The sequence below is a fragment of the Gracilibacillus salinarum genome, from assembly GCF_022919575.1.
Lineage (GTDB): Bacteria > Bacillota > Bacilli > Bacillales > Amphibacillaceae > Gracilibacillus > Gracilibacillus salinarum.
On record NZ_CP095071.1, the window covers coordinates 2,222,843 to 2,244,074 of the forward strand.

At 38.2% G+C, this 21,232-nt stretch carries 15 protein-coding genes; 3 read left to right on the forward strand and 12 right to left on the reverse strand.

What is annotated here, in order from left to right; genetic code table 11:
* Window position 1 precedes the first annotated feature (1 nt).
* The 12 genes from MUN87_RS10295 to MUN87_RS10350 all read right to left on the reverse strand — a co-directional run bounded on the left by MUN87_RS10295 (window position 2) and on the right by MUN87_RS10350 (window position 15,725).
* Window positions 2-262 carry a hypothetical protein gene (locus tag MUN87_RS10295; protein ID WP_244747679.1) on the reverse strand — a complete coding sequence of 87 codons (261 nt, stop codon included), beginning with the start codon at window positions 260-262 and terminating at the stop codon, window positions 2-4.
* 24 nt (window positions 263-286) lie between these two features.
* Complete coding sequence (locus tag MUN87_RS10300; protein WP_244747680.1) at window positions 287-700, reverse strand: hypothetical protein; 414 nt, start codon at window positions 698-700, stop codon at window positions 287-289.
* A 781-nt stretch (window positions 701-1,481) separates the two neighbouring features.
* On the reverse strand, window positions 1,482-3,533 hold the full coding sequence (locus MUN87_RS10305; protein WP_305037451.1) for a beta-galactosidase: 2,052 nt from the start codon (window positions 3,531-3,533) through the stop codon (window positions 1,482-1,484).
* 40 nt (window positions 3,534-3,573) lie between these two features.
* On the reverse strand, window positions 3,574-5,217 hold the full coding sequence (locus MUN87_RS10310; RefSeq protein ID WP_244747681.1) for a glycosyl hydrolase 53 family protein: 1,644 nt from the start codon (window positions 5,215-5,217) through the stop codon (window positions 3,574-3,576).
* 22 nt (window positions 5,218-5,239) lie between these two features.
* Complete coding sequence (locus MUN87_RS10315) at window positions 5,240-6,388, reverse strand: glycoside hydrolase family 53 protein (RefSeq protein ID WP_244747682.1); 1,149 nt, start codon at window positions 6,386-6,388, stop codon at window positions 5,240-5,242.
* 40 nt (window positions 6,389-6,428) lie between these two features.
* Window positions 6,429-7,271, reverse strand: a complete 843-nt coding sequence (locus tag MUN87_RS10320; protein WP_244747683.1) for a sugar ABC transporter permease — start codon at window positions 7,269-7,271, stop codon at window positions 6,429-6,431.
* On the reverse strand, window positions 7,271-8,587 hold the full coding sequence (locus MUN87_RS10325; RefSeq protein ID WP_244747684.1) for a carbohydrate ABC transporter permease: 1,317 nt from the start codon (window positions 8,585-8,587) through the stop codon (window positions 7,271-7,273). Before MUN87_RS10325 ends, MUN87_RS10320 begins: the two co-directional genes overlap by 1 nt.
* Window positions 8,588-8,647: 60 nt before the next feature.
* Window positions 8,648-9,910 carry a sugar ABC transporter substrate-binding protein gene (locus MUN87_RS10330; RefSeq protein WP_244747685.1) on the reverse strand — a complete coding sequence of 421 codons (1,263 nt, stop codon included), beginning with the start codon at window positions 9,908-9,910 and terminating at the stop codon, window positions 8,648-8,650.
* An 820-nt stretch (window positions 9,911-10,730) separates the two neighbouring features.
* Window positions 10,731-11,570 carry a helix-turn-helix domain-containing protein gene (locus tag MUN87_RS10335; RefSeq protein WP_244747686.1) on the reverse strand — a complete coding sequence of 280 codons (840 nt, stop codon included), beginning with the start codon at window positions 11,568-11,570 and terminating at the stop codon, window positions 10,731-10,733.
* Between the two features lie 290 nt (window positions 11,571-11,860).
* Window positions 11,861-13,051, reverse strand: a complete 1,191-nt coding sequence (locus MUN87_RS10340) for an ROK family transcriptional regulator (protein ID WP_244747947.1) — start codon at window positions 13,049-13,051, stop codon at window positions 11,861-11,863.
* Window positions 13,052-13,095: 44 nt separating this feature from the next.
* Window positions 13,096-14,664 (reverse strand): FMN-binding glutamate synthase family protein, encoded by a 1,569-nt coding sequence (locus MUN87_RS10345; protein ID WP_244747687.1) that lies wholly within the window; start codon window positions 14,662-14,664, stop codon window positions 13,096-13,098.
* Window positions 14,665-14,741: 77 nt separating this feature from the next.
* Complete coding sequence (locus tag MUN87_RS10350) at window positions 14,742-15,725, reverse strand: aldo/keto reductase (protein WP_244747688.1); 984 nt, start codon at window positions 15,723-15,725, stop codon at window positions 14,742-14,744.
* A gap of 237 nt (window positions 15,726-15,962) precedes the next feature.
* On the opposite strand from MUN87_RS10350, the gene MUN87_RS10355 reads away from it, so the two are divergent.
* The 3 genes from MUN87_RS10355 to MUN87_RS10365 all read left to right on the forward strand — a co-directional run bounded on the left by MUN87_RS10355 (window position 15,963) and on the right by MUN87_RS10365 (window position 20,851).
* Window positions 15,963-17,483 (forward strand): response regulator transcription factor, encoded by a 1,521-nt coding sequence (locus MUN87_RS10355; protein ID WP_244747689.1) that lies wholly within the window; start codon window positions 15,963-15,965, stop codon window positions 17,481-17,483.
* A 19-nt stretch (window positions 17,484-17,502) separates the two neighbouring features.
* Window positions 17,503-19,272, forward strand: coding sequence for a cache domain-containing sensor histidine kinase (locus MUN87_RS10360; protein WP_244747690.1), 1,770 nt, complete (start codon window positions 17,503-17,505; stop codon window positions 19,270-19,272).
* Between the two features lie 274 nt (window positions 19,273-19,546).
* Entirely contained in the window at window positions 19,547-20,851 is a 1,305-nt protein-coding gene (locus tag MUN87_RS10365) for an ABC transporter substrate-binding protein (RefSeq protein ID WP_244747691.1), read from the forward strand.
* Window positions 20,852-21,232 lie beyond the last annotated feature (381 nt).

The following is a 21,232-nucleotide window of genomic DNA, read 5'->3' on the forward strand; positions in this document are numbered from 1 at the left end:
CTCACATTTCCCCTTCTTTATTTGTTTTCAACCTCATCACTTTTTTATATCGATATAAACCATACAAACCGAAAGCAAATGATATTCCTGCCATTATTCCACCATACCATTTTATAAATAAGATGAGTTTCGGATCTGGCGGTGACCATACTCCGGTTTGCGGGGTTTCCATATCATTGATCTTCATCACAACATTAATCAAAACAAACATGGCACATACAAATGGAATCCAATACCTATATTTCTTCGGTTTCCCTTGCAATCGAATAACCCCTAACACTACAGCTTACTTAGATTGCCAATCTGCATGTTCAAATAATGGGTAAAGCGTATTTTGACCGATAATCGAAAATTCACCTGCATGTGAAATCGTCATTCTATTCTTTCCAATCCCCAAATCAAAGCGTGCGCCACTTTCTGTTTCGATGTACATCATATAGTCGACATCGACATTTACATTGCGTTTCTTTAATGACATGTTTGAAGATCCTGTTAAAAAAGGGGCAATAACAGCTTTATCCTGACTGTTAAATTCTCTGTTATTTTCCCAATCTGTAATACTTATCGATGACACTTCTTCTTCTCCTATCATATCCGCCATCACTTCTTTATACGTCACAATCCGCCATTGATTACTAATGAAGAATATAGCCAAAGTGACAACTATTAAGGTCATTAAAAAAATCCATCTTCTTCTCAATGAAACCTTCTCCCAACTGATGAAAAAAATGTATTACTTCCAATTTTAACATAAAATAACAAATGACTTGCTGTTTTTCCTAAGAAAAAACGGCAATAAACCACCCGATCTTAATTGACTTAATTAATAAACTTCTTCCTATAATATGGATTATGTCAACTAAGGCTGTATGGCAAAACGGTCATTTTGAAATATTTTATCTGCGTTGCAAAGCTCCGGAAATAGGCTCCGCGTCCTGTGGGCACGGCTTCAGCTAACTTAGGAAAGAAAATTCTTTTCTTTCCTAAGTGGATCTTCAGCTCGCGCTGATTCCACGGGAGTCTCCGCCTATTTCCTACGCTTGAGGGAAGTGCTACAACGATTGGCAGAGCTAAAAGCAGTAGCGCTAAACATGATACATCTAACAGTGAAATATGACACTGAGCATAGCACTCTATATACAAGCTGTGGTATTAGTTGCAGAGCTAAACTTTAGCGTAGGCCAACCACGTAGACTCCCGCGGGACAGGCAGGCGCTGAAGATCCACTTTGTGAAGCGCTCTTCTTCACAAAGTTAGCTTCAGCCGTGCCCCGCAGGACGCGAAGTGGTTGGCCGGAGCGGTATTATAGCACATGAATCATATCAAAATAAATACTAAGCTGTTAGTTGACATAATCCATATTATAGGAACTCAGCTTCATATTCCATATGATTAATGCTGTGACTGCACTTTTATACTATCTTGATTGATAAGAAAAACAGACCAAATCATCATTGATCTGGTCTGTTCAGCTATTCCTGTTATTTTTTCAACACTTTCACATCATATGCTGTTAATGTTACATTTCCTGTTACTGCTTCTCCTGTTATATGATCCTGGTATTCCCCTTCAGCGAGGGTAATTTCCTGGCTTTCACTGGAGAAGTTCATCAAGAATAAATAGTCATTGCTGCCATCTGTACGTACTTGTGCGCTGACACCAACTGGCAGTGTCCCGCCTGTTGCTCGTGTTAATCCTGCTTGATCTGCTAATTTCTCGAAAAATTCCTTGTGGAAGGAACGGTCATTACGAGAAGCGATATAATACGCTTTTCCTTGTCCGAATTCGTTCACTGTCAAGGCCGGTCTGTCCGCATAGAAATCACTTCCATATTGCGCTAAAGCCTGAGCGCCTTCCAAATGAATCAGGTCACAAAGCTCCTTCGCCTGATATTCTCCACTTAAGCCTAATTCATTATTGCCGATGACTTTGACATGATTCGTCTGACCATCATATAAACCGTCTATTTCTTCTGACCAGATACCTAGCGTTTTACGTAATGGACCTGGGAATCCGCCTAAGAAACATAAATCCGTTTCATTAACAATTCCGGACCAGTAAGTTGTAACGAACGTGCCACCATTTTGCACAAATTTCTCGATGTTCTCGCCAACACCTTCACGAACCATATATAACATTGGCGCCACGACTACTTTATACTTGGAAAGGTCCTTCTCGGAATCAATCACATCAACTGCGATGCCTTGTTCCCAGAATGCCTGATAGTGCTCGGTTACCGTACGCTCATAATGCACACCACTGTTACGTGGACCTTGTGAATCGTTGACAGCCCAGCGATTTTCCGTATCAAAAATGATCGCAACTTCCGCATCTACCGTCGTTCCCACAACTTCATCTAATTGGGACAGGTTTTCGCCCAATTCTTTTACTTCCTGAAAAACACGGTTGTGTTCAGTACCAAGATGATCAACGACTGCACCATGGAACTTCTCACTGGATCCACGACTCTTACGCCATTGGAAATACTGTACAGAATCAGAACCATGAGCAACCGCCTGCAGGGAAGACAAATTATGCATGCCCGGTTTTTTCAATTTACTGATTGGCTGCCAGTTCGTTAAGCTTGGCGTGCTTTCCATTAATAAGAATGGCTGTCCATCTTTTAAAGAACGGAACCAATCATGATTCATCGCTGTATAGGCTGCACGATAGGATGGATCACTTGTATCATGCCACAATGGGTACGAATCCCATGAAATAAAGTCGATATCATCTGCCATTTTTGCATAATTTAACGGTTCGAATAATTCCATAAAGTTTGCCGTTGCTGGCATTTCTGGTTTTACTGCCTTTAACGGTTTCACTTCATGACGATAAAAATCTAATGTTTGGTGCGTAACAAAGCGTTTCCAATCAAGGTTTAATCCGTGCACCATGGATTCCCCGTGCGGAGCTGGTGACTCCACTTGTGACCAGCTGGAATACGTATGACTCCAGAACGTGGTCCACCACGCATCATTTAAAGCATCCAATGTTTGGTATTTTTCTTTTAACCAGTCACGAAATGCTTCCTGACAGTAATCACAGTGACATTCACCACCATATTCATTGGAAACATGCCAACCGATCACAGCCGGATGATCTGCATAACGCTCCGCTAATTTCGTGTTCATTGTGGTGACTTTATCACGATATACCGGAGACGTATAACAGTGATTGTGACGTAAACCGTGTAAATTACGAACACGATTCGCCTCCACTCTCAATACTTCTGGATACTTCTCTGACATCCAGGCAGGTCTTGCCCCACTTGGCGTTGCTAAAAACGCAAATATACCGTTTTCATGGAACTTATCCAATAATTTATCCATCCAATCGAAAGTAAACGTTCCTTCCTCCGGCTCTAATTTCGCCCAGGAAAAGATACCGACTGACATCACATTACAATTGGCCAGCTTCATTAATCGAATATCTTCCTCCAACACTTCCGGGTATTTTTCCCACTGTTCCGGGTTATAATCTGCCCCGTGTAACATTTTTGGTATTTTTTCACTTACTGGTTTGAATTTCATGTTATCACCTGTCTTTCAATGTTGTTATGTTAGTATACCATTAATTATTCTTATAAAATTTCATATTATCGATATTCATCCAATTACCTGCATTCGCATATGAAATAATACCAATTTCACATTGGCCATTTGTAACAGTAATGTTTTCTATTTCCACCTTCACCCAACTATCCGCACTTACCGGTAAATCCTGTTGTAATTCCGTACCACCATAGTTTTTGGCATAGATATACACATCATCTTGTCCACCACTATTCAGAACCCATGCTGACAAAGTATATTCGCCATCTTCAAGTCCACTTATTGTCTGATAGGTTGATACAGTATAGTCATTATCTTTCCAATGCGTCAGTTTATAATCACCATTTATTCCTGGACTTTCTACAACTACTGCATCACTATTACTGCTATCTTGTGTCCAAACACCCCAATCAGTTGGAGAGTTTGTCCAACCATCTTGTTCAAAATCATGGTTTTGAAGCAAATTAGTTGGGACCGTACTATTAAAGACAGAAACACTTTCTAATGCATTCCCATTAAAATCAAATAACGTTTGATTATCCCAAGGGTTGGACAATAAACCAGTATCATCATTATAAAGTTTACCAGCATCCGTGCCCCAATTCGCTCCTTCTACAGGAAGCCAAGTGGGTTCCCACCAGAAGATCCCTCTGCCTCTATCATTCGGAATGTCTGCAACTATTTCTTGTAAATCTTTCATATAGTCCATTTGTCCCTGCGGAGTAGCCGGATAGCCACCAACTTCTTCTTCTGTCTCGTAAAATGAATTACCTAAACCATCACCATCAGCTAATGTAAATCCATAAGCAGTTTCTACAATCATGACATCTTTATTATATCTTTTACTGATATCATTTAAATTATAATGTAATTCCCCCATCGTACCATGCCAAAAAGGGTAATAGGATAGACCAATTATATCGAAGTCCACCCCTAAATTAGTTATTTCATCAAACCACCATCTATATAAACTATTATCCCCTCCATGGTCAAGGTGCAGTACTATTTCTACATCTTCCCCACTATCTAGCGCATCATTAATCCCAGAAATTCCAGAAGAGAACAGTTCCGCTAATTGTGTGAAATCAGTATTATCTGTACCTACCTTTCCATCGTCCCATAGAATTCCAGATGTAGTTTCATTTCCTACTTGAACCATCTGCGGCATCACATTTTCCTGTTTAAATGTTTCTATTACATTTTTAGAGTAATTATATACCTCATCTTTTAATTCAGTGTAAGATAAGTCTTGCCATGCTTTAGGTTTAGTCTGTGTTCCCGGATCTGCCCAAAAATCACTGTAATGAAGATCAAGTAAAATCCCCATCCCTTCTGCTTTTGCACGTTTTGCTAAAGAAAGAGCAGTTTGTATATCATTCGTTCCTCCACCGTAAGGATTACCTTGTGCATCATAAGGATCCACCCATAGTCGTAATCGAACGTAATTCATACCATTTGAGCTTAAGATTTCAAGTGCATCTTTTTCAACACCATCTTCATAGAAAGTGCCTCCCAGCTCCTCCACTTCTTCTAGCATGGAAACATCTCCACCCATGATAAGATTACTTGATGCTTGAAGATCACCAGGATTCGTAATACTTGTTAGAATAAATAAACTAAGGAATAAAATACTACCAGTAAAAAATACTTTTAGCTTTTTCATAAAATGAACCTCCTATATTTATTTAAAATGAATGAAACACATCCAATGTCTCTAAAGCATTCCCCTTGAAATCAAACAATCCTTGATTGGCCCAGTGATTACCTCCCCGGCCAAGATCATTACCATATTTCATACCTTCAATACTTGCCCAAGTAGTTTGTTTAACAGGCAGCCAAGCCGGTTCCCAATATACAATGCCTAATCCACAATAGTCATCTGTTTTAAGGTTTTTAACAGTATTCATAAGATCTATCAAGAAATCTTGCTGTCCTTTAGGTGTAGGAGGATAACCAGCTATATCAGATAGTTCTCTATTAAATATACTGTCTTCATCTTTAGGTGACTCATCTGTAAATGCATACGCAGTTTCTACAATCAATAAATCTTTTTTGAATCTATCTCCTATATCTTTCAAATTAGAACTTAGATCTGCTAAACTGCCGTGCCAGTATGGGTAGTATGACAAACCGATAATGTCAAAATCTACGTCTCTTTTACAGATTTCATCAAACCAAATTCGATATAGCTTATTCGCACCGCCGAAATCAAGATGCAGAATAATTTTCATTTGATCAGTATGATAGTTTTCTCTTACGGCCGAAACTCCAGCTTTCAGCAAATCTGCTAATCTATCATAAGCCCCATCTCTTTCATGCTCTTCCCATACCTCAAATTCCTTTTCTTCAAATTTGAATTTTGGGGTTTGACCATCTGGCCATAGCATACCGTTTGTTATTTCATTACCAATTTGGATGTACTCAGGCACCAAATTTTCTTTATCAAACACTGCTAATACTTCTTTCGTATAGCTGTATACCTTTTCTATTAATTCCTCTTGACTTAAGCTTGCCCATTCTTTCGGTTTTTGTTGTTTTTTTGGATCTGCCCAAAAATCGCTGTAATGTAAATTCAACATCAACTTCATGCCTTCAGCCTTAGCTCTTCTGGCTAATCGAAGCGTTGTACTTAAATCATTTGTTCCTCCTAAATAAGGATTCCCTTGTGAATCGAAAGGATTTACCCATAATCGAAGTCTTACCGTATCAATACCTTTCGTTTTTAATATTTCAAATAAATCTCTTTTTTGGTTATTCAAAAAGAATTCTCCGCCAAATTTTTCAACTTCATCTAATATCGAAATATCTACACCTTTAATAAATTCCTGATTCAAAATAGTATTGCCTCCCCAATAGTTAATTTCTTTTTTAGTGTTAGCCTTTTGTCCCACCTGCAGTTAGACCAGATATTAAATACCTTTGCAAGAATAAATACAGAACCGCAACAGGAGCAGCTATTAAAATGGCGCCTGCAGCAAAGCGGGTAAAATTGTTCGAAAACTGATCATTAATAAAATTGAACAGACCCAATGCTAAAGTATAATTCTCTGAACTTTGCAGAATGATAGATGGCAACAGAAAATCAAACAATGGATTCATAAAATTAAATAAAGCAACTACAGCTAGAATTGGTTTAGCTAACGGCATAATGATTTTCAAAAATACTGTTAAATGCCCAGCACCGTCAATTCGTGCAGCTTCATCTAATTCTCTAGGAATCGTGTCTAAATAACCCTTTACAAGCCATGCATTGAAAGGTATCTGACCACCAACATAAATAAGAACCAATCCTGTTAATGTATCAAGTAAGCCTACTAAATTTAACAGGATATAAAGGGCAACCATTGCCATCATTGCCGGAAACATTTGCAAAATCAAAAACGTATACAATCCTGTTTTTTTACCAACAAAATTATATCTAGAAAAAGCATAAGCTACTAAAGATGTCATAACGACAGAAAAGATAGCAGATGCACTGGAAACTATCATACTGTTCTTATACCAATTAAGGTAATCACTGCTAGGATCTGTGAATAGCCATTTATAGTGAACGAATGACCAGTTTTCAGGAATGATAGATGATGAATAAAAACTGGTACTAGAGTTCAACGACATTCCAATAGCCCAAATAATCGGATATACAATAATTACAGTCATAATACCAAAGATGAGATATATTCCTGCTACTTCTAAATTTGATTTAAACTTGGCATTCATTAAATTTTACCCTCCTGCTTAAAAGAACTGGTTCTACGGAATTGCAAAATGGCAAATACCGATATTAAAATACCAATTATTAAAGAAATCGCAGCAGCCATACTGTAATTATTCGTTTCAAACGTTAGTTTATACACCCATGAAATTAATATATCCGTACCGCCTGCATTTTGTCCCTGAACGGCAGGACCACCTTCATTAAATAAATAAATGACGTTGAAATTGTTGAAATTGGTAGTATATTGAATTATTAATAAAGGAGCTGTTGCGAATAAAACGTGCGGAAGTGTTATATTCTTAAATTTCTGCCATCTGGTAGCACCGTCCACTTCGGCAGCCTCATACCAGTCCTTTGACACACTTTGAAGAACTCCAGAAAATAAGGCAAATACAAACGGATACCCTAACCATGTCTGAATGAGTATAAGCACTATTCTCGTATAAAATGGATCTGACAACCACGGAATTCCTTCCCCACCAAAAAGGGGTATGATTATGTCACGATTAATAGTCCCAAACTCATTGTTAAACATTGCAGCAAAAATTAATATGGACACAAAACCCGGAACTGCCCACGGTAAAATCAAAATTGTTCTGATAGCTTTTTTAAATTTAATTCTACTGTCATTTGCTAATAACGCTAAAAATAAACCTAATACAATTTGAAAAGTTGTTGCCACCAATGTCCAAATAATAGTCCAGGCAAATACACTGACAAATGTATCTTTCCAGAGTGGAGCAGTAAGAAGTGTTCCGAAATTCTCAAATCCTACCCAGTCTATTAAATTTTTCGGAGGTGAATTATATAGGTCATAATTCGTAAATGCTAAAGATACTGCAAACAGTAAAGGCAATAACACTGAAAAAATTAACAATACGAACCCAGGTATTATCAAAATATAAACAAAACTCTTGTCATAAGCGATTTTTACGGATTCTCTTATACTAGGTGCTTGCCAGCCTTGAGCAATAAGCTGTGCTTGTTTTCTAGCATCTTTAACATTTAGCACATAAAAAATAACCGCAAACACTATTAGGATCAATGAAATCAAACCATATACCAATAAAAAAATGGAATGGTCTTCTCCAGCTATTGTCCCTAATGTTCTGATTCCCCATAACCCCAAATTAATAAATTTAGCGCATGTCAGCAGAAAACATATTTCTAATAAAATTAAAATGGTACCTTTCAAAAATCTTCTATTATATAATTGTCCTAATCCCGCAAAAATAATGGATAATATTGTTGCAATAGTTGGATTATGATTATTCTTTCTGTCCTGAATATTTTCAGAATAAATTTCATTCTTAGACATTTCAATCATCCTCTGTTTAAATTTAGAATGAGAAGGAAACCTTCTCATTCTAAGCAACTACTATTCTGAAAGTTGTATTTTATCTTTAATATTGCCTACAACATCTTTTAAATTTTCCTCTACATCTCCACCATTTACAATTAATTCAATGGCATCATCCATATCCCATACTACTGACATTTCAGGGATATTTGGCATAGGCGTTCCATTTGGAATTTGTGCTGTATAGCCGTCATACACAGGATCTTCAATACTTTCTAGAATTTCTGGTCTTGGAGGTATTTCTCCTGTCAAATCATAATACAGCTGAGAATTTTCATTATTCGTCATGTATTTAGCTAAATTCATTGCCCATTCAGGACTTTCCGAATAAGAAGATACTAACCATGCTTTTACTCCTACAAATGAAGGAGCAGCCTCTCCATTAATTTTTGGTAAAGGAGCAGTGCCTAAATCTTCACCGAGCGCCTCTTGATAAATTGGAATATTCCATGGACCACTAACAGCCATCCCGACTTTTCCTTCTGTAAATAATCCATCAATCACATCAACTGTCAGACTTTTAGGCAGTAAACCTTCATCGATGAATTTTTTATATTCTTGCAAGCCAGCAATTGAACCTTCATTATCTAAACCGATATCTGACGTATCATATACTCCGTCTTCTTCTCCAAAGATATAACCACCGTAAGCATTCATAAAGGAATATAAGTAATAAAACTCAGGGGAGATTAAAAATCCAAATTGATCTTTCTCAGGCGCTGTCAATTCTTTTGAAATCTCATATACTTCGTCCATTGTCTCTGGCGGTGAATCTACTAAACTTTTGTTATAGTAGAGAAAATAGGTATCGATCGTTACAGGAGATCCATATAACTGTCCTTCATAAGTGAAAGCATCTATCGCAGCTTCACTATACCCACTTAACTCCTCATCAGTATACTCAAACGGTTCTGCTAACCCTTGAGCAACCACATCTCCTAATCTATCCTGCGGCTGGAAGAATAAGTCTGGCCCATCACCTGTTGGTCCAGCCAAACTAAGTTTCTGCAGTTGATCAGGCATTGGAACCTGTTCAACAACAACGTCTATTCCTGTTTCTTCTTTATATTTCGTAAACATTTCTTCTGCTGCCTCAATCGCTTCTTCTTCATCATTCACCCATACTTTTAATTCATCTGGTTTCTCTTCGCTTTGGTTCTCTTCCCCTTGTTCTTTATTTTCTTCAGATTGTGAAGCTCCTTCACGCTCCGGGGCACAAGCAACCAATGTGAGAACAGCTATAACTAATAATAAACCCAAAAACACTTTAAACTTTTTCAACTAATTGACCTCCTTAATAAATTTAATTAATTAATACAAGTTAATTATAAAGCGATTTCATTTTTAAATATATATCAAAATATTCTATATCAGTTTCAGATAATGTAATTTGCTTTTCAGGAATATGTACCCACCTTGATTTTATTGCAGTTATAAAAACTAATAAAAACAGGAAAATTCACCTAGACATAATTAATTAAAAAATACACAATCACCCATAATTGGATTATGTTAACTAGCCATCGCTGCCAAGCATCCATATTGAGATATTTAATGTGCTAGGATACCGCTCCGTCCAACCACTCCGCGTCCTGCGGGGCACGGCTGGAGCTAACTTTGTGAAGAAGAACGCTTCACAAAGTGGATCTCCAGCACCTGCACAATCCCGCGGGAGTCTCCGTGGTTGGCCTACGCTAGGATGGGGGCTCTACAATTTTTGTAAGAGCTAGTATATTGATCGTATGCATATATAATAGCTATTGAAAAATGCTTAGAATCACTGCTTTTTGCTGTTCCATACGTTGTAGCACTTCCCTCAAGCGTAGGAAATAGGCGGAGACTCCCGTGGAATCAGCGCGAGCTGAAGATCCATTTATGAAAGAAAAGAATTTTCTTTCATAAATTAGCTGAAGCCGTGCCCGCAGGACGCGGAGCCTATTTCCGAAGCTTTGCAACGCAGATAAAATATTTCAAAATGACCATTTTTCCATATAGCCTTAGTTTACATAATCCATATTATAGGAACTCAAATTCATGTTCAGTATGATTACTGCTGTGACTGTACTTACATACTTTCTGTTTGATAAAAAAACCTGCATTATTATAAATGCAGGTTTCGATAAGTGGAAGGTGTTATACCTTCCCGTTTTTTAAATGTCGCTACAAAATGACTAACACCATTGAATCCTACTTGTTTGGCAATCTCTTTCAAAGATAAATCTGGTGTAGTTAGTAAGATTCGTTTTGCCTCTCTGATCCGCAATTGTACCAGAAAAGAATATGGACTAATACCGAATGTATCATGAAACATCGAATTTAAATGTTGCGAACTTACTCGTGCTTTTTCTGATATCTCTAATAGGCCAATGTCCTGTGGATACACTTGTTCCAACCATTCTACAATCTCCCTGATTTTTTCAAATGATTGCAAGACTGACAATCTATTATTCATTTGACCATACTTTTTCAACCGCATTAAAAATTGATATAAATCAGCAGATATCTCGTGGGCTAAATGATGTGGCGATTGATATTCTTCCAATTTTTCAATGATTTTCTCCACATGTGTACTAAATGAAATCTTTTCATTCTCTTCATAGAAAGCAGAATAGTTCATGTCTAATGCATTTAAAATAGGATCAATTGCTACTCCTGTAAAAGTAATGTAGTACGTTTCCCAATTTTTATTTGATCCATGATTCGAATAATATTTATGTGGAGTGTACGGTGTCAAAAGAATCGCTTTCCCACGCGGTAAGAAAAAAGATTCACTTCCTAATTCTATAATACCTTCACCATTTACTGTTTGCAGCCAATGATAATATGGATATCCTTCAGGACGATTAAAATCTAATTCATTTGAATTATACCCAATACTCTCTATATACAAGGGCAATGGATTCTCCGATACAGAAAAAGTAAAACGTTTTTTCTCATCCATCAGCTATCCCCTTTCTTCTTATAATCTAATAGAACTACTTATTCTATTATAATTGAAATATGGAAGAGGAGCCAAATTCTTTTTGACATTCATTTGGAAAACAGAAGCTGCGTCGACTAAAGAATTCGTATTATAAAGCGTGACTTCAATCAGCCGGGGTATTACGGACGGTTAGCGCCGTGATAAAAAATCATTCATATAATCTCTGAACAATATATTCCTTTCCTTCGCCATCAGACAATAAAAATACGGCTAAACACATACCTTGGTATTTAGCCGACTCCAATATTTCAATTCATATTCGGTTCAAATAATTCACTCAAAATTAAAGCAACTGCACCTAAGGCAGATCCGTATTGCCCCAGGTTAGAAAGGGACACGGGTGTTTGTTGTGCTTGGTTGGAAATCGCTCTTGACTGAATGGTCTGAACAATCGGGTCTAAAATGAAATCCCCGGCTTGTGCCACTCCCCCGCCGATGATAATCGAGCTCGGATTACAGACATGTATCAGGTTGGTTAGGGCTATGCCTAAATAACTTCCAGCTTCCTTTAGAATATCTTTGGCCAGCTGATCCTCTTCGACTGCCGCCTGATGAACCAGTTCGGCTGTGATTGGTTCGGGATATTCGGATAGAAGTGATGGATTACCTTGTCTCAGCAGCTCCATTGCTCGCTCTCCTATTGCAGGGCCAGAGGCAATCGTTTGTAAGCAGCCATCATTGCCACAGGTACATCGTTTCCCCTTTAAATCAATCATCATATGACCTATCTCACCGGCGATACCATGCTCGCCACTAAATAATTTGCCATCAATGACAATACCAGCACCAATCCCCCTGCCAACATTAACGGCAATCATGCTGCTGTGAGTCGTTTTATTTTCAAACCACGCTTCACCTAAAGCCAATGCTTTTGCATCATTCTCTACCTTCACATCCATATCAAAATGAGCCTCTAAGTGTTGTTTGATTGCTACATCACGCAAGTTAAGGTTAGGCGCAAAAATAGATATCCCTTGATCCGCGTCGACCACACCATGCATAGCAACGCCTATACCAATAAATTGTAACGAACTATGCTTTTGAATTAATTGCGTAACGACATCTAAGAGCATTTGCAAAAAGTCCTGCTTTTGAATGCCCGTGGTTAAAGGTTGTTCCTGCCCATCAATGATATCACCCGACAAATCAGAGATGACAAATTGAATATCCTCTGGTCCGACATCAATGCCAATAATATAAAATCCGGTTGTATTTAACACCAGCATAGTAGGCTTTCGGCCACCTTGCGAAGCGCCGAGCTGACTTTCTTTAATTAAGCCCTGCTCTAATAATTCTTTGACAATCGTTCCTACTGTTGGTGGTGTTAATTGCGTTTCTTTTGCAATTTGAGCACGTGAAATAGAGCCGGAGGTACGAATTTTATTAAGAATAATTGATTTATTTAATGATTTCATCCATTGAAAGCTTCCGCGCAGCATCATGTTCCCCAACTTTCTTAATATACTTTACTAAGTATACCACATTATTTATGTGTCATTAAATGATTCTTATGAACAACATGGTTACTATCTTTAAATGCAATATGCCGTTCATTTAACTGAGATGGTGATTCAACACCAGCTGCCGATGCAATATTATATAGACCTTCCCTGATCGATAGCACATAATTGGTAACACGATAAGATTTTTCTTCGATATCCAAGCCCCGCTGTAATTTAGGGTCAGTCGTTGCGACACCTACCGGACAATGATTAGTATGACAGACTTGAGCCATGATACAGCCAGTTGTAATCATAAAAGCACGAGCCGCCTGCACTAAGTCTGCCCCAAGTGCTAACGCTAAAGCCATCCGGTCAGGTGTGAATAATTTCCCTGAGGCAATAATCTTCACCTTCTCACGTACACCAGCACTGATTAACGCCTGATTCAGGATCGGGATCGCTGATTTTATCGGTAATCCTACACTATCTGTCAGCTCCTGAAAAGTTGCACCGGTTCCACCTTCACCGCCATCAACGGAAATAAAATCAGGAATCTTGCCGGTCTCTTTCATTACTTCTGCCAAATGATAAATCTCCTCTTCCTGTCCGACAACGATTTTAATACCTACCGGCTTTTCCGATACCGATCTGACTTCTTCTACAAAATCTAATAAGCCGTAGACGTTATCAAACTGATGAAAACGGTTAGGACTGTCATTCGCTTTAAATGGTTCAATTCCCCGGTTACGCGCAATTTCTTCTGTCACTTTATCAGCTTCTAAATGACCACCTCTTGTTTTGGCCCCTTGTGCTAATTTAATCTCAAACGCTTTAATTTGTGTGATCTCTGCTTTTTGCTTTAATTGTTCCCACGACATCTTGCCATCGCTGGTGCGCACTCCATATAAACCAGGACCGATCTGCATGATGATATCGACATTTCCTTTGAAGTGGTAGGCAGACAAGCCGCCTTCTCCTGTGTTCATCCACGTACCGCCTGCACGGCCTAAGCCAATGGATAAAGCACTGATGGCTCGATCTCCGAGCGCGCCATAACTCATTCCAGACATTCCAATCAGTCCTTGCAAACGAAAAGGATGTTTGACATTCGGGCCAATAACGACTTCATGTTCCTTTTTTAATAAATAAGGAGACACCTGCTGCGATTGACGATGTTCTTTGCGTGAGAATAGATTTTCTTTATCAACGTGATAAATTTTGGTATCAATAAGTGGTGCATGCTGAACAGATAGTTCTTCTTTTAACTTCGGAAACATCGTATTTCTTATATAATAACCTTGCTGATCAAAATCCCGTTTGGAACCAAATCCCTCTAGTCTTCTCTTATACTTTGCCGGCAGGACAATATCCTGATAGTCTTTCCTCGAAAAAGGCTTTCCGGTATTATCCTCCGTAAATAAGTACTGTCTTAACTCAGGACCGATACTTTCCAAAAAATAACGAACTCTGCCGATCAATGGATAATTCTTAAGCACAGCATGCCTTTTTTGATTTCGGTCAACTAAAAAGGCATATAGCATTAACATGCCTGGGATAATAAGAATAATCACAACCATACTTAACAAAATCACCGATGCAATCTCCGCCATATCCGTCCCCCACTTTTCCTTATTAATTCCAAACGCAAAAAAATAAAAGGTATGGAAAGTTTCCATACCTCATTGTATTAATAGGGACCTCTAATATGATCATGCACGTCATTTTTATAAAAGTTTTGTAGTCGTTCAAGCTCGGTTTCAGTAAACTCAGGTACTTTCATCGCCGCCAGATTATCATCGACTTGCTTGATTGTCTTAAATCCAGGTATTACGGAGGAAACAGCATCATGACTTAAGATCCACTTCAGTGCAGCTCTTGTCATATTACCTCGGCCATCTTTGATCCAGTTCAGCTGATTGCTCAATTCCACCCCTTTATCAAAAGGTAAACCGGCAAAGGTTTCTCCTACATTAAAAGCTTCTCCATTTTGATTAAATTTCCGGTGATCATCTTCTTCAAATTGGTGGCCAGCTGAGAATTTGCCTGTTAATAGCCCGCTTGCCAGTGGTACCCTTGCCAGAATTCCAACATTCTTTTGCTTCGCTACAGGAAACAACTCTGTAACAGGCTTTTGCCGGAAAATGTTAAAAATGACTTGCAGCGCGTCAACATTCGGATTTTCCATCGCTAATAACCCTTCCTCAACCGTCTCCACGCTGACACCATAGTGGCGTATTTTCCCCTGTCGCTTTAAAGAATCTAACACACCAAAAACGGCACCATCTCTTATAATCTCGATTGGTGGACAATGAATTTGAATAAGGTCCAGTTGCTCGCGCTCCAGTCTTCTTAAACTATTCTCCACATAATTTGTGACGGCTTCTTCTGAATAATTGGCCGGATCATGAATGTCTCCAGCACGACAAAATTTCGTAGCAATGTGAATCTGGTCCTCTTTACCTTTTGTTGCTTTTGCTAATAATTCCTCACTGTGTCCATCACCATAGACATCTGCCGTATCAAAGAAATTAACACCTGCATCCATTGCTCTTGCTAATCCATTGAGTGCTTCTGTATCATTTGTTTGCCCCCATGCTCCACCTACCGCCCAAGTACCAAAGCTTAATTCACTAATTTTCATATCTGTTTTTCCAAATTGACGATATTGCATAATCCCTCTCCATTCATTTTAATTTGACTGCGTTTTCATCACCTATTATACATAGAGCCACTGTAAAACATAAATAATCCGCTCTGATTTTGAAACCACTTCCATTATTTATCATCGTACACTTCTGCATGATTTGATATGATAAAGTAAGACTTCAATCAGTGGGGGTATTACGGACGGTTAATGCCATGATAAAATAGAAAAAGGATTTCCTTGATAAGGAGGACAAATCGAATAATGAAAGAATTTTACAAAGTTTTAATTGTAGATGATGAAATGCTGATACGACAAGGCATTATTAATTATATTGAATGGGAACAAGAAGGTTATAAAATTATAGGAGAGGCTTCGAATGGTGAAGAGGCTTTAGAATTACTTGATTCTTATCAGCCACAGATCATGATTACGGATATCGTCATGCCGGGAATGGACGGCATTGAATTAGTGAAAAGGGTGAAAGAACACTATCCTGATACCGAAATTATCGTTTTAAGCAGCTTTGAAGATTTTGATTATGTTCGTCAAACCTTTCAAAATGGTGTGGCAGATTATATATTAAAGCCAAAGTTAAACACAACAGAGTTAATTAAAACGTTAAATCGTGTCACAGCAAGACAAACGAAGTCTCCCAACATTCAAACGAGCAATTCTTCTGTACATGGTATATTAAGAAAAATGGTTGATGGCTATCAATCCATTCGTGATATGGACATTATTCAAGAACAATTTCCATACGATACCTTTCTCTTAATAGAAGCGCTTTGGAGTAAACATCATCCACCAAACATGTCAAAGCAACAGATTTCTGCTCTCTTAAAAAAAGAGTTGAAGGATGTCATTCATTTTGATATCCCTATACAAGAGCATGGTCTCCTTTTTATCGCGAATTTTGATGCGGATGACCTTCCACAAGTAAGAACAGCGATAGAGAATGGTAGCAGGGCAGCTGCTTCACCATCTGCAAAGTGGATCATCGGACAACCTTTCCATTCCATTCATCAATTGAAGGAACTATATGAAATTAACCAGAAAAAGCTGCAGCAATATCATTTTTATCTAGCAGATCGTAGATTACTTGCCTATGATCAATTGCCTGCACAGGATGATACACAACCCGACTTTGATTTGAATCACTTAATTTATCTTTTTAAACGCAAACAGTTCCAGGAAGCCTTTATCTATTTAAACGAACACATCGGCATTCTCTCTCATCAGTATGACCGAGATGCCTTCGAATTCAAATCCTGGTTAGAGAATATTATCTTTAATATCATCGTGCTGCTTGGTAACATGAACTATCCAATTAAAGATTTAGAAGCAGAAAAATACAGCTATTTCTCTGATATTAATGATGCCTTTCATATCCGTGAAGCAATTGCTATATTTGATGCCTTTATCGCCAAAGTAGAACTATTAGTACTGCCATCTAATGTGGAAACAACGTCTAATATTCAATTGCTGCTTGATTATATTGATGATCATTATGAGCAACATTTAACGTTAAAGACATTGGCTGACCATTTTCATTTTAATCCTTCCTATTTATCGAGCTACTTCAGTAAACATCATCAGGAAGGATTTAGTGAATACTTAAACCATGTACGCATTAAGAATGCAATGAAGCTATTGCGAAGCACTGACCTGTCGATTTCTGCTATCAGTGAGGAAGTAGGCTATTCCGACCCTAGTTACTTCACTAAAGTATTTAAAAAAGTAGCATCTGTATCTCCAAGCACGTACCGACGGGATAATAAGTAAATGAATTGAGGACGTACTAATGAAAAGAATGCTAAAGATTATTCATTCAAATAATTTGTTCATCAAAATCTTTCTCGTCATGGTAATTAGTATTATAGCTGTATCGTTATCCATCACATACAGCAGTATCCAAATGTCGAGTAATTTATTTATGGATACATTCAGCATAACCAACTCAAAAATTATGAATCAGATTACCGAAAGAATCGACAACTTCACGGAATCCACTGTCTCTGCTTCATTAGAAGTTGAAACGAATGGTGTGATGAAGCAAGCACTGTTAGAAAATCACCCTACCACTGTCGATGAATCTAATTTTTATTATGAAATGAAATATGAAATGGATAGAATCTATGCAGAGGTAGACCCTAACGATGCCAACATGGTCATCATGAGTAACAATCAACACGTCTTTAATATGAATTATATTAAATGGCCGGTAGATGGAAACAAGCTGGCTAATTCCGATTTAATTAAGCGTGTTAAGGAAAGTTCCAATGATATCGTTTACCAGTTCGAGAATTCTGAAGTCACAAATGGAGTCCCTATGATCGTTGCTTCCAAAGCGTTACGTCTGAAATCGGACTATATTTATGGTTATTTGTTTTTTTCATTAACAGAACGAGATCTGCGGAAGTTCTACGAAAGCTATACGAGTGCTGGCAATAATGTAATGTTAATTACCCCCGGTGGGAAAATCATTTCCAGTAATTTAAAAGAACGAATTGGTGACACATCAGAGAAATTACTAAATTATGCGAAAAGCTTTGAAGACGAAGATTTAGAATATCGTCAAGTCAACGTCTTCGATCATGATTATACGATTCTTTCACAATATCTTCCCAGTCTAGATGTTTATCTAGTAAACCTGATCGATCAGAGGGTGGTAGCCGATAATGTCATCGATACCAGTGACATCATTTTAATAAGTGTAGCAATTGTTGGCATTGCAGTACTGGTCGCATTCTTAATTTTACGTAGAATGACCGTCTCCATCAGTCAATTAGTCAACCAAATTTCAGATATGGGAAGGTACCAGTTCAATAAACCGTTAAAAGTGACAGGTGGTTATGAAACGCAAAAAATAGCTGAAGCATTTAATTATATGCTGAATGAGTTACAGGATTACGTACAGCTGCTTATGAACACGCAAGAAAAACAGAGAAAAGCAGAATTAGAAGCACTGCAACACCAGATCAATCCACATTTTATATACAATACACTAGCTTCGATCAAATTTATGATTAAACAGGAAAAGCAAGAAATTGCCGAAAATACGATGGATTCTTTTATTGCACTGATTCAAAATTCGTTAAGTAATGTTGATGAGACAGTAAGTGTGGAACAAGAGCTAGAAAATCTGAAGAACTATGTACAAATTAACCAAGCCCGTTATGGCGACCGGATTAAAGTCAATTATCTGATTTCACCAGATTGTCTCGATCTGTACTTGCCGAAGCTTGTACTGCAACCTTTTATTGAGAATGCGTTCTTCCATGCGTTTACCAAAAAGAAAAACGGCTTTATTCAAATATTAATTGCACGCCGTGAAAATCAATTAGTTTGTGAAATTGTCGATAACGGCGATGGAATGGGAGAAGAACAGATCGATAATAAAACAGTCAAAACGAAACAAAAAAGAAAATTATTTAGTGGTATTGGTGTCAAAAATGTACACGAGCGTATTCAATTACTGTACGGGAAAGACTATGGCGTCGAAATAGAAAGCGAGCTTGCCAAAGGAACGAAAGTGATTATCGTTCTTCCAGTAAATGAACATCCTGAATAACAGGAGACCTCCATCAGTACAGGTTTTACCCCCCTGCTGGTGGATCCCCCCTTCCCCATCTCAAGTGGATAATGGTAAAATTAACACCTAAAAAAAGTACCTTTTTCTAAAAAAACTGCGAATAACATTTTATGGTTTTGCCCATTCTAAAAATAATCTTATTTTTTACTAAAGATCATCCAAGATGTCTTTAGTATTTTTTTGTTACAATCATGTTACATCGTTGAAATCGTTTTCAACGTACCTAACAAAAATACTTAGGGGGTATTTAGCAATGAGTAAACATATTACTAACAAATTCTGGTTGCTTATGATAGCGCTTGTAACAGCTACCGTATTAGCAGCATGTGGTGGGGATGATTCAGAAGGAGATGCTGAAGGTGGCGATGATGCTTCAGGTACTTCTCAGCTGACTGCGTGGGCATGGGATCCTAACTTTAACATTGCAGCGCTAGAACTTGCGAAAGAAAATTATGATGCCGAAGGTTTTGAATTAGAAGTTATCGAAAATGCACAAGACGATATCGTTCAAAAACTTAACACTGGTCTTAGCTCTGGTACGATGAAAGGTATGCCAAACATTGTATTAATTGAAGATCAACGTGCACAAAGCTTTTTACAGTCTTATCCGGATGCATTCTATCCAATCGGTGATTATTTCAATACAGAAGATTTCGCTTCTTATAAAATAGCACCAACTAGCTTCGATGGTGAACAATATGGTCTTCCATTCGATACTGGTGCTACTGGTTTCTTCTACCGTACAGATTACCTTGAAGAAGCTGGTTACACAGAAGAAGATTTAACAAATATTACATGGGCTGATTTCGTTACCATTGCAAAAGATGTAAAAGAGAAAACAGGTCACCCTATGCTAGCACTTGATCCAAATGATTTAGGTATTTTACGTGTCATGATGCAAACAACTGGTACTTGGTACACAAATGAAGATGGCGAAATCAATCTAGTGGATAATGAGCCATTAAAATTAGCGTTAACACATTACAAAGAACTAATGTCTAATGATCTTGTTCAATTAGTATCTGACTGGAGCCAATACTTAGCAGCGTTCAACAGTGGCGACGTAGCATCTGTCCCTGCTGGTAACTGGATCGCAGCTAGTGTCGAAGCTGAAGAATCTCAATCAGGCAATTGGAAAGTTGCTCCAACACCACGTCTTGACATGGAAGGTGCAAAAAATGCATCTAACCAAGGTGGTAGCTCATGGTATGTACTAAACATTGACGGTAAAGAAGCAGCAGCAGAATTTTTAGGCCAAACATTTGGCTCTAACGCTGACTTCTACCAAAGCCTTGTAGAAGACGTAGGCGCACTTGGAACATACACTCCTGCATCTGAAGGTGACGCTTATCAGTTCGAAAACGAATTCTTTAACAATCAGCAAGTTGTCTATGATTTCTCTCAATGGATGGAAGAAATTCCACAAGTTGATTACGGTATGAACACTTACGGAATCGAAGACATCCTAGCAGCAGAAATCCAGCAATACTTGAACGGTAAATCTCTAGAAGACGTACTAGCAGACGCACAAGCACAAGCAGAAAACCAATTTAAGTAAGAAAAGCGCAGAGCGGCTGAGAGCAACGTAGCGACTGGAGCGAATCAACTGAGATAAAGAAATCACGGTGAGCTAGCGAACCGATGATGCCTTATCGGAGGGCGATTCGTGAAGTCGCCTAGTTGCTGACGCTCGGAGCTAGACAGCTAGAAAAGCGCAGAGCGGCTGGGTAGCAACGTACAAACTGGACTGAGCCGTAGGAGATAAAGGAAACACGATGAGCACAAGCGAATCGATGTTGACTTATCGGACGAAGGCGAGGGAAGTTTGCTAGTTGCTGACGCTCGGAGCCAGACAGCTAGAAAAGCGCAGAGCGGCTGGGAGCAACGTAGCGACTGGAGCGAATCAACTGAGATAAAGAAATCAACATAATAAATAAAG